The 10,091-nt window shown below is 40.4% G+C and carries 9 protein-coding genes and 1 pseudogene; 3 read left to right on the top strand and 7 right to left on the bottom strand.

Annotated features, from left to right (window positions below; genetic code table 11):
* Nucleotides 1-65: 65 nt before the first annotated feature.
* Together IQ264_RS29165 and IQ264_RS29160 are read right to left on the bottom strand one after the other, a co-directional pair.
* Nucleotides 66-563 carry a hypothetical protein gene (locus IQ264_RS29165; protein ID WP_193985615.1) on the bottom strand — a complete coding sequence of 166 codons (498 nt, stop codon included), beginning with the start codon at nucleotides 561-563 and terminating at the stop codon, nucleotides 66-68.
* A gap of 60 nt (nucleotides 564-623) precedes the next feature.
* Nucleotides 624-1,121, bottom strand: coding sequence for a hypothetical protein (locus IQ264_RS29160; RefSeq protein ID WP_193985614.1), 498 nt, complete (start codon nucleotides 1,119-1,121; stop codon nucleotides 624-626).
* A 340-nt stretch (nucleotides 1,122-1,461) separates the two neighbouring features.
* On the opposite strand from IQ264_RS29160, the gene IQ264_RS29155 reads away from it, so the two are divergent.
* Entirely contained in the window at nucleotides 1,462-3,147 is a 1,686-nt protein-coding gene (locus tag IQ264_RS29155) for a potassium channel family protein (RefSeq protein ID WP_193985613.1), read from the top strand.
* A 642-nt stretch (nucleotides 3,148-3,789) separates the two neighbouring features.
* On the opposite strand, the gene IQ264_RS29150 is transcribed toward IQ264_RS29155, so the two are convergent.
* Nucleotides 3,790-4,023: a hypothetical protein gene (locus IQ264_RS29150; protein WP_193985612.1), complete on the bottom strand. Its 234-nt coding sequence runs from the start codon at nucleotides 4,021-4,023 to the stop codon at nucleotides 3,790-3,792.
* A gap of 243 nt (nucleotides 4,024-4,266) precedes the next feature.
* Here IQ264_RS29150 and ebsA point away from each other — a divergent pair, with 243 nt between their 5' ends.
* On the top strand, nucleotides 4,267-4,662 hold the full coding sequence (gene ebsA / locus IQ264_RS29145) for a type IV pilus biogenesis protein EbsA (protein WP_193985611.1): 396 nt from the start codon (nucleotides 4,267-4,269) through the stop codon (nucleotides 4,660-4,662).
* 125 nt (nucleotides 4,663-4,787) lie between these two features.
* On the opposite strand, the gene IQ264_RS29140 is transcribed toward ebsA, so the two are convergent.
* Both IQ264_RS29140 and IQ264_RS29135 read right to left on the bottom strand, forming a co-directional pair.
* Nucleotides 4,788-5,492 (bottom strand): hypothetical protein, encoded by a 705-nt coding sequence (locus tag IQ264_RS29140; RefSeq protein ID WP_193985608.1) that lies wholly within the window; start codon nucleotides 5,490-5,492, stop codon nucleotides 4,788-4,790.
* 148 nt (nucleotides 5,493-5,640) lie between these two features.
* Nucleotides 5,641-6,540 carry an alpha/beta fold hydrolase gene (locus IQ264_RS29135; protein ID WP_193985606.1) on the bottom strand — a complete coding sequence of 300 codons (900 nt, stop codon included), beginning with the start codon at nucleotides 6,538-6,540 and terminating at the stop codon, nucleotides 5,641-5,643.
* Between the two features lie 135 nt (nucleotides 6,541-6,675).
* On the opposite strand from IQ264_RS29135, the gene IQ264_RS29130 reads away from it, so the two are divergent.
* Nucleotides 6,676-9,021, top strand: coding sequence for an S-layer homology domain-containing protein (locus IQ264_RS29130; protein ID WP_193985605.1), 2,346 nt, complete (start codon nucleotides 6,676-6,678; stop codon nucleotides 9,019-9,021).
* A gap of 74 nt (nucleotides 9,022-9,095) precedes the next feature.
* Here IQ264_RS29130 and IQ264_RS29125 read toward each other — a convergent pair whose 3' ends face one another.
* Both IQ264_RS29125 and IQ264_RS29120 read right to left on the bottom strand, forming a co-directional pair.
* Nucleotides 9,096-9,605, bottom strand: coding sequence for a hypothetical protein (locus IQ264_RS29125; RefSeq protein ID WP_193985604.1), 510 nt, complete (start codon nucleotides 9,603-9,605; stop codon nucleotides 9,096-9,098).
* Between the two features lie 220 nt (nucleotides 9,606-9,825).
* A pseudogene (locus IQ264_RS29120) lies at nucleotides 9,826-10,091 on the bottom strand (photosystem II q(b) protein); the annotation flags it as partial.

The following is a 10,091-nucleotide window of genomic DNA, read 5'->3' as shown; positions in this document are numbered from 1 at the left end:
GGGGATGGGGGGAGTTTTGGATTTAGTTGAAATTTTCTCCCCATCTCCCCATCCCCCCTAAGAAGTTAATCTGCGATCGCCCATTTAATCGCCGGACGCGAAGACACCACACCTTTATAAGAAATTCTGGTTAGCGCACCACTAGGAAGGGAAGAAAGATCCATCCGAAAAATCACATTTTTATTGCTAAATCGAAATTTATATACAGGTTCTTCATCAGAAGTAGCTTCTGCCACACAAGAAGCAAACTCCGATTTTAAAGGAGCACTAAATTCCACAAACTTAGCCCCTGAATTAGTTACTCTCGCACCATTAGCAATATTACTAATATCAGCAATTACTGTATGTTCGCCCCCACCTTCATAACTCCGAAAAGAAGTCCAAATTTGCATATTGCTGGGACAATTTCCCGCTCGCTTATTCACATTAATTGTTACATTTGGGCGATTACTTGGAATTGTCGGCACTCCTGTCTGAGAATTTTTTTGAGTAACACCCGGAGTAGCTGTCATAAAAACAGATAAAATACCCAGGATTAAAGTTGAACTTGTTAATTTTTTCATAGTCTTACCTAACTCTTGAGCTATTATTTTGAACTAAGAAACTTGAAAAATAATCTGCAATTAATCAGCAACCGCCCAGCGCACCGCAGGTTGACCAGAAATCACATTTTTAATCATGATTGCTGAAGGAACACCAGGAGTATCTTTAGGTAATTGCACACGGAAATTTACACTTCCATTTTGCAAACGAAAACTGTAAAAATCTAAAGTCACATCTGGAGAAGTAGTTTTACCAACACAGGAAGCAAAATTACTTTTTAACGGTGCAGAAAATTCGGCAAACTTCCTATTTGAACCCACTAAACGAGCGGGACTAGCGATCGCCAAAGTATTAGCGATCGCACTAATCTCAGCACCGCCTTCGTATTGGCGCGTAGAAGTCCAAATACCAATACTTTGCGGGCAATTTCCCGAAGTACGAGTCACCTTAAAACTTTTATTCGGTGAAGTTCTTGGGATCGCTAGCGGTGTAGATTGGCTTTGTGTGAATCCGGGAATTGCCATAAATAGCGTCGCAAATATACCTAAAGTAGTAGTAAATCGAATTAAATTGTGCATAAATTTTTTAACTACCACAGTCACTTAATGATATAGACGGGAAAGATTCAGCTAAGTTTCATTAACATTCAGTTACAAAAATAGTTTATGGTGTCTTCAGCTACAATATGCAACGCCACAGAGATAGAAAATAAGAGTTTATCTAGTACAGCACGGCAGATAATGATTAAGCAGTTGAAAACAGGTAACAGTAGGAGCGGGTTTTGGAGATAAATTGTTGGTTAACAGACAAGGATTATTGCTAAACCCGCTCCTACAAATCAAAAACCTTCTTTCCTTCAGCCTTCTGCCTTCTGGCATTAGAGAATAGCTTTTAGGTATGTGTTCATTGGTCAAGTCTATGAAAACCCGGATTATTGTCTGTGGCTTGAGTTCTGCTGGCTATAAAATATATACATTATTGAAGCAACAAGGAGCATCTGTCATCGGAGTTCATCATCAACCTATTGCCGATGATGACTCAATAATTATTGGAAATTTGCGAGCAGCTTCTACTTTAATTTCTGCTGGAATTCATGAAGCAGATACTTTAGTTTTAGCAGCAAGTGACGAAGCTTTAAATTTAGCCATTCTCACTCAAGCCAGAGTTTTGAATCCCCAAATTCGGATTATTAACCGACTATTTAATACTAGTTTAGGCGATCGCCTCGATAAAATCTTACCCGATCACTTTACCATTAGCGTTGCCGCCTTAGTTGCTCCCGTCTTTGCCTTTGCTGCATTAGGAAATCGTGCCATTGGACAACTGCGCCTCTTCAATCAAACTTGGCCTATTCATGAAGAATTTATCCACGAATTTCACCCTTGGAAAGGTAGGAAATTAAGCGAACTTTGGGACGATCGATCTCGAATGTTAATCTATTATTTACCCGTCAAAGGTCAAATAGATTTAGTTTCCGCAGTAATTTATGGACAAACATTACAAGTTGGCGATCGTCTAATCATCGGCACCCAACCCAGCATCCGCAACCATCGCCAATCCAAAATTCAAAAACTATTTAAACTCCTAACAAACCTCCGCCGATTTCAACAACATGGACAAGCATTAGCCATTGTTTCCCTAATCCTCTTCATCATCCTATTCCTTGCCACCACCACCTACGTTTTAACCAACTTAAAAATTACCATCACCGATGCCTTGTACTTTACCGTCGGCTTGATTACAGGTGCCGGAGGTAACGAAAAAGTCGCAGAAAGCGCCCCAGAAGCTATTAAATTTTTCACTGTAATTATGATGCTAATGGGTGCAGCGATCGTCGGCATATTTTACGCCTTACTCAACGATTTTGTTTTAGGAACTCGCTTAAAACAATTTTGGGATGCTGCCCAAGTTCCCACCAAAAATCACTTCATCATCTGCGGACTTGGTAGTATTGGAATGCAAATAGTTAATCAACTCCATTCCCAAGGACATGAAGTAGTTGTGATTGAAAAAGATCCCAACAATCGGTTTTTAAATACCATTCGTTCCATAGGAGTACCAGTAATTCATGGAGATGCTAGTTTATCCACCAGTTTAAAAGCTGCTAACATCAACAAAGCCAATGCTTTACTAGCTGTAACCAGCAACGATATTACCAACTTAGAAATCGCCTTAAGTGCTAAAGGAATTAATTCCAAACTACCCGTAGTAGTGCGAAACCAAGACCCCCAATTTGCTTCCACAGTTCAGCAAGTCTTTGAATTTGACGCTGTATTTAGTCCCACCGAATTAGCCGCCCCCGCCTTTGCCGCCGCTGCTTTAGGAGGCAGAATTTTAGGCAACGGCATGACAGGAAATACACTTTGGGTTGCCCTCGCCACCACCATCACTTCCGCACATCCTTTTTGCGGCAAGCGAGTCAAAGAAGCAGCTATGACAGCTGATTTTGTCCCTTTATATCTAGAAACTAAAAATCAAACTATTCATGGATGGAATTTATTAGAAACAGCCTTAACTACTGGAGATATTCTCTATTTAACAATGCCTGCCACTGAATTAGAACAACTATGGCGGCAAACTCCATCTCAGCTTATAGCTAGTTAAACCTGCAATCTAGTTTATTAACAAAAAAGCAGCCTTTTATATAGCTGCTGATTTATCTTCACTTACATAGCCTCAACATTTACCGACACACCCTATTGATCCTGTTATTATTACCTTACTAAATCGGTTTAGAGTAGCCAAATTTATTCAATAAAGGGGAAGCTGATGGCTTGGGATTAAAACAAACCTTACCTTACCATCAGCTACTCGTAAGGCATCTATCATCTAGGGGTCGTTATTCCATAATACTTTTTTTATTTGAAAATCCAAGTTATTAAAGTACAAAAAATGTAGTCTAACATTGAAATTCTCCCTTACCTCTAACTTATAAATCAGCTACATTTAATTTTTTAATTATCCAAATAAAACTCCAATAAATATGTTTATTGAGATTTTTTTTCAACAAATCGCTGCTAATCTTATTTTAAAATCATCTGTGTTCTACGAATAGAAATAGTTTCAGATTTTTTTTATTTTGTCAATATCTCTACTGTAACTTCTTTTGAGATTAATCTTTTTCTACTGTAAGTTACAACAATATTGCCTACTACAGAACATCAGCTTGTCAGTAATTTAGTTTCAGTAGGTACAATGGACTAGCCATACTATTTTTATACGACCAGTCCAATACTGTATCTTAGATTACATTTTGCCTTTCTGCATTACTTCCTGGAGGTGATGGCGAATTTCTTGCGCCTGTTGCATATCTAACTCCATCAATTTTTTAAACAATTCCGCACAAGGCTCAGATCCAATTTCTTGGGCATCCTTTATATATGTTTCATAAGCCTTAATCGCTTCCGATTTATTTTGTAATACAGTTAGCAAATCATACTCTAGATTATTGATGACTTGTGAATTGCTATTAACAGCCATAGCTTTTACCTCGACTCGGTTTCAATACCACATTGACTTAGCAAAAACTGTATTTCATCTGTCCAAAAGAGGATAAAAGGATAGTATATTTTCATACTTTCATAATTTCATACTGTTGAGGTTTTTCTATTGCTGCATAACTACTATAAAGTCAGACATAATGTAGTTGCGTAATGCAAGCACTTTCCCAGCCATTAGTCTTATAAACGATATCTATCCCTGTAAGCAAACAGAGAACTGAGCATGACACAATTACTTGAAGAACTAAAACCAGCCCAGCCAAATATCGTCACCGTTTTTCTCCCTTACTACCACAGCAATAAACGTAACGTTCTTCCTTTGGCACTCAATCTTTATCAAAGAGCTTATTTGGAAGGGGAACGTCAAATTATCGGTAGTGACAACATTTCTTTTGTGGCAACTTGGTCTGTCAATAAAAGTATCTTACCAACTGACTTAACTCGTTGTCGGATACAATTTGATAGGAACCCTGAATATAGTTACGAAGTTACGATCGCAAATTTTGAATTCATCAATCATCTAATTGAAGCAATTCTCAACTTTCAACGAGATGGTATTTGCGATTTCTCCAAATCCTTTTATTACAAATTACTGCAAGTGAAACAATCCAATAAATAGGCAGGGGCAGGGGAGCAGGGGAGCAGAGGAGCAGAGGAGCAGAGGAGCAGGGGCAGAAAGTAAAAATTCTCCTTGTCCCCTTGTCCCCCAGTCCCTCTAAAGGCAATGGTGATGCTATTTCAATTTTAAAAATTGACTAAGCGAACTTCTACAAAGGGAGTTATTGCTTGACCTACCCAGAGTCCTTGTAGTATGTCTGGTACTCTTGTTTTCGGGTTTTGAGTTGGGTCATAGCAGCTCGCCACCGAGCTAGAATTACCATACAACAAGCGAACCTTGTAAGTACCAGGCTTAAGAGCTTCAAAATACCAGCCACCGCCTAATTCATCAGAACCTCCGAGTTGAAGCAAATTATTCCGCCAGTAGAGATTGGCATCCAGAAAAAAGGTTACGCTCTCTCCTGGCTGCACTAATGGGCAAGCAAGTTGCTCATAGCTAGCCTCGGTGAGCATATCTCTACCTCCTTTTCGTATTAGAGGTAGCCCATCCGCTCCCGCTATTTCTAAGCCAAGAACAACTTGAGGATCAAAGCGGGTAAAGCGAATGGCAGTTTGCTTTTGGTTCGTAATACGAATGCCAATCTTCACAGGAGCCTCATCACCTAACTGTTTAGTTGGGATAAGCCATACCCGTTCCGGCACCAAAATTTCAAAGCGGATACCATCGACTTCAACTGCATTGCTGTCAGTTGATTCAAAAGATATCAAGTCAGCTACCCTCCCTATTCCGGCATCTCCAGTCGCACTCAATCCTGACGGCATCAGAAAATGCCCAATTTCCGCTCCCAGGACTAAAACCAAAGCCAAACAGAAAAGAAACAAGTTACGCATGAGATTTCCCTCGAACTGGCTATTAATCTAGTCAGTCCTATTCTTTTGCCACAACATGAGAGTGCAACTTTCTGGCGATATATTTAGGCTTGCAATAGCCCATCGGATACTTTTCTTATAGTTCCCTCACTCGAATCGGCAGTGTTTTTTAAATTATTCTTGTTCTAATAGCCAACCAATCTAATATTAATTGATTGACAAGTTCTGGCTTTTCATCATGAGGACAATGACCAGTATTAGGAATGGGAATAAACTTTAAAGTTTGCCCATTTTTACTCAATTGCTCATAAATTCCTGCCCCTTTAATTGGTGTCCAAGGGTCTTTTTCGCCCCAAAGCACTAACAAAGGATGCTGAACTTTTGGCAACAATTCAACTGGACTTGGGCCAGGAGGTGCAGTCAAAATTGAAGCAAAAACTTTTTGGGCACCCACATCACAAGAAGGTTCATAAAGCATCTCAACTAATTCATCTGTAACAGCATCAGCGTTAATATAAACCTGCTTTAAAGTGTTGCGAATGCGGTGTTTTTGGCGAATCATATTAAATATGAACGGGCCAAAAGCGGGCGAACTTACTAACTTAGTAAAAGTTCCCATGATGAACCGCAAAGGCAGATTTAATTCATCTGGGCGATGATTTAATCCTCCCGCACAGTTAATTAAAACAGCACCCGCAGCAATTTCGGGATGATTTGCTACTACCATTAAGCTGAGCAAAGCCCCGATCGAATTACCCACAAATATGGTAGGTTCCTGAATGTGCGAAGCGTGGAAATCCTTAACTAAATCTTGCCAAAGTTCCAAACTGTAGTTCAGTGCTGGCTTATCTGAACCACCAAACCCCAATATATCTAAAGCAAAAACTCGATAACCACCTGCGGCTAACGCGGGAATATTTTGTCGCCAATGTCCAATAGAAGCGCCAAAACCATGCAACAGTAATAGCGGACGACCGCTACCCATTACGGTGTATTGGATTTTGTAGCCTTGCCAATGCCAGGTGAGTTTTTCTAACTGGCTGGCTTTCCTTAACTGCTGAGTTGTCACAGGGTCTTTATGAAGTTTCGTAAAGTATTATCTCTTATATGATATTATGTCGAGATTTGCAGGGATTATATTTAGGAACATTTACTTAAGGAATTAAGCTCAAACAGTTTTGTCTGAGGGTGGCAGAGGAGAGTCATGAATCAAGGTTTTTTAACTTTACTAGGCAGGTTGGTTTTTGCTTCTGCCAGTTTGGTAATTATCCAAACAGCCGCTAATGCACAAGAAAGTCGGTTGTCAGCAGTTAGTGGTCAAATTGCAGAGAAAAGTAACCAAGAACAACGGATTAGTCAAAATCCGGCAGCATATCAATTAATTTTAGCCCAAAAACCCACGAGAAGACAAAGGGTAATCAATAACAACGCCCCAGTTCCCGAAGCGGTTAGCAATGCAGTAATTCAAAATTTGTCCCAACAGACGGGAATTGAAGCTTCTGCTTTAAAAATTGTGGCAGCAGAACAGCAAACTTGGGCAAATGGTTGTTTGGGAATTAGTAGCCCTGGGGTTCCTTGCGCGGAAGGAAAAGTTCCCGGTTGGGAAGTTGTAGTGGGGAGTGCGACGCAACGCTGGGTTTATCGCAGTAATATGTCTGGTTCTTTGGTGAAGTTGGATGCCATTGCGACTCAGAATTTTGCCAATCGTCCCGCTACGTCTACCGAAACTGCTGAGTCAGCGGCTACATCAACGCCAGCGCAAACTACTCCAACTACCCGCACATCTCAAGGAACTGCAACCCGCACGCAACGGCAAACTACTACTAACGTGCGTCGTCAGACTGCTGCGCCAACAGAAGGGCAAACAACTACTAGCGCCAGTCGTCAAACTACTCAAACTACTACGCAAATCAGTACTCCTCAAAGAACTGTCACCCGTACCCAAAGGCAATCTACTACTACGATGAGTCGGCAAACTCCAGCAAAAGGTACAGGAGAATTTACCCTGGCAATTTGGCAACCTGCGGCTAATTTATCAGAAGTAGTTGCCCGGATTTCAGCTATGTCGAAAGACAGCAATTATGCTAGGGAAAGATATATCGGAGATTACCGCTACCAAGTAAATCAAAGAGCGAAGTTTGTTGGGGGAGTAAATCCAGGCGATCGCATTGTCGTTCGCTTGTATAATTATCAGAATCGCTTGATAGGATTTACCGAATTTGAAGTCCTACCCCAAAAATCTTCAGTTAACATTATTCTCGGCAATCGTCCCATAGTTTCGCGCATCGTCCGCACTGTTTACGGCGTAGATGTTGACGAAAATGCCGCCATTGACGCAGGTGCAACTACTTACGATTTCTACACCAATATTACTGGCCCAACACCAAGTCAAGAAACTGTAGTTTTCCTCAGAGATACCCAAGGAATCGATCAAACTTGGTATCAAGTTGCAGGATTACCAGTACCACCAGAAACCGGAGCTTTTTCCAGTGCAGTTAGAGCAATGGAAGCTCAACAAATCACTATTTTTCCCGCAGATTTACCCCCAGTTCTTACTGCTGTTCCCGGTTCACAAAAACCAGTTGTGAATGTAGCTGCTAACAACCAATCTACTTTTAATTTAAATTCACAAACCGCAGCTAGTTCAACTCAATCCACAACTGCCACAACTTCCCCAACTACCGAACAAACTCGCGTTAATACTCAATCAACTAACACGGAAGTTCAAGCCAGTTTTCCCGATGTACCCACAAATTACTGGGCAAGAAATTTTATTGGCAGATTGGCAGAAAAAGGAGTCATTCAAGGTTATCCCGATGGTTTATATCGCCCGACAGCATCTTTAACTAGGGCAGAGTTTGCCATCATTATTACTGGCGCTTTTAATCAAGACAAAGAGCGAGAAGTAGTTGCATTCAAGGATGTTGCTACTAATTTTTGGGCATATCCAGCAATTCGAGAAGCTTACGAAATGGGCTTTTTAGATGCTGATAGTCGGGGGAATTTTCGCCCAGATGAAAAGATTACTCGCTTAGATGTTTTGGTAGCTTTAGCTAAAGGATTGAATTATGCTCCTACTGTGGCTACTGAAAGAACTTTGCGTGTCTACACCGATGGTGCTAGTATTCCGAAGAGCGATCGTACTTTAGTCGCCGCAGTCACAGAACGAAATATAGTGGTAAATTACCCTTATGTTCGCACTTTAAATCCCCAACGAGCAGCAACAAGAGCCGAAGTCGCAGCATTAATTTATCGCGCCTTAGTAAGTACCGGAGAAGTCGCTGATATTTCTTCACCTTATGTAGTTAGCGAAACTACTATCCAAAGAAGACAAACTACTCCTACCAGAAAACCAACTAATAACAATAGTGGCAGACAAACTCAGTCTCTAAGACATTCAAATACTAGTCATTCTGGTAATACTTCTAGCACCAGGCGCACTACTACGGTAGAAACTTCTAATACTAATAGAACTAGACGTACCCCAACAGTAAAACGTTCTACCAACAGTTCAACTAGTAGCAATTCCTCTGGTAACAGCGGCTCTTAAAGTCAAATTGTAGAGGCGTTTCATGAAACGTCTCTACAGTAAATTAAACAGGGGTAATTAACTAAGATGTGAGATTACAATTGTTGTTTTAATTCATAGCTTTTTTCGCGACTAAGAGCTACTTTTACTTCTATTTGTTGCTTATCATCCCGGAAAATAAGCACATTATTTTCACCCAATTTACTAACTTCTACCTGCGGATTTACCATCTGAAATTTTTGATAAATTATTTCCGGTAAAGCTAAACGAATCACCACATCTTTTTGTGATTGTGGGTAAACATATAATTGTTGTTTGAGGTTATCTAACTCTAACTTAGATGGTGTAGTGTTACGTTCTTGCGGTGAATCAGGTTTTTGCCAATAAAGAGTAATTCCTCTAATATCAGAATTAAAAATGATAAACTTTTCATCAAAACGTTGTGCTTCCCAATCAATTTCTCGCACATCACCATTAGGGGGAAGTAATCGCTGTTTCCAAGTGATTTCTTTGCTATTGAGATTAGTAAACCATTGTTTGATAATAGCAAAATTATCCGCATTTTCCGGGTTATTGCTACCTTGTTCCCAAATAATTGTAGACATAATTACTCCTTTTTTTAATTCATTATAAATAAAATAAAAAGTTAAATTTTTTACCCTTTTACATTAAGGTCAAGGCAAGGAATTTCTAGAGGGTTAGTGAATATGAGCATTTATAGCAGAAGGTAGAAATTTAAACGCAGAACAGCCGAAACTCAGAAAACCCCAAAAAACAAACAGCGCCCCCATGAAAGAGAGCGCTGTTTGTTAACTATTGACCTGATTAGCCATTGATTGCAGGAGCGCTCAAAGCAACAGGAGCAACTTCAGCAGAAGCCAAGTCGAGAGGGAAGTTGTGAGCGTTACGCTCGTGCATTACTTCCATACCCAAACCAGCACGGTTGATTACGTCTGCCCAAGTTCCAATTGTCCGACCTTGTGAGTCAATTACAGATTGGTTGAAGTTGAAACCGTTGAGGTTGAAAGCCATTGTGCTCACACCCAGAGCGGTGAACCAGATTCCCACTACAGGCCATGCACCTAAGAAGA

The sequence above is a fragment of the [Phormidium] sp. LEGE 05292 genome (genome assembly GCF_015207735.1).
GTDB lineage: Bacteria > Cyanobacteriota > Cyanobacteriia > Cyanobacteriales > Aerosakkonemataceae > Floridanema.
The sequence above is the reverse complement of the archived record's forward strand: the minus strand, read 5'-3'. Positions and strand labels throughout refer to the sequence as shown.

What these genes read in the sequence shown, in the direction of transcription:
- IQ264_RS29165 (WP_193985615.1), bottom strand. Translation starts at nt 563, where the DNA reads ATGAAAAAATTAACAAGTTCAACTTTAATCCTGGGTATTTTATCTGTT.
- IQ264_RS29160 (WP_193985614.1), bottom strand. Translation starts at nt 1,121, where the DNA reads ATGCACAATTTAATTCGATTTACTACTACTTTAGGTATATTTGCGACG.
- IQ264_RS29155 (WP_193985613.1), top strand. Translation starts at nt 1,462, where the DNA reads ATGAAAACCCGGATTATTGTCTGTGGCTTGAGTTCTGCTGGCTATAAA.
- IQ264_RS29150 (WP_193985612.1), bottom strand. Translation starts at nt 4,023, where the DNA reads ATGGCTGTTAATAGCAATTCACAAGTCATCAATAATCTAGAGTATGAT.
- ebsA (WP_193985611.1), top strand. Translation starts at nt 4,267, where the DNA reads ATGACACAATTACTTGAAGAACTAAAACCAGCCCAGCCAAATATCGTC.
- IQ264_RS29140 (WP_193985608.1), bottom strand. Translation starts at nt 5,492, where the DNA reads ATGCGTAACTTGTTTCTTTTCTGTTTGGCTTTGGTTTTAGTCCTGGGA.
- IQ264_RS29130 (WP_193985605.1), top strand. Translation starts at nt 6,676, where the DNA reads ATGAATCAAGGTTTTTTAACTTTACTAGGCAGGTTGGTTTTTGCTTCT.
- IQ264_RS29125 (WP_193985604.1), bottom strand. Translation starts at nt 9,605, where the DNA reads ATGTCTACAATTATTTGGGAACAAGGTAGCAATAACCCGGAAAATGCG.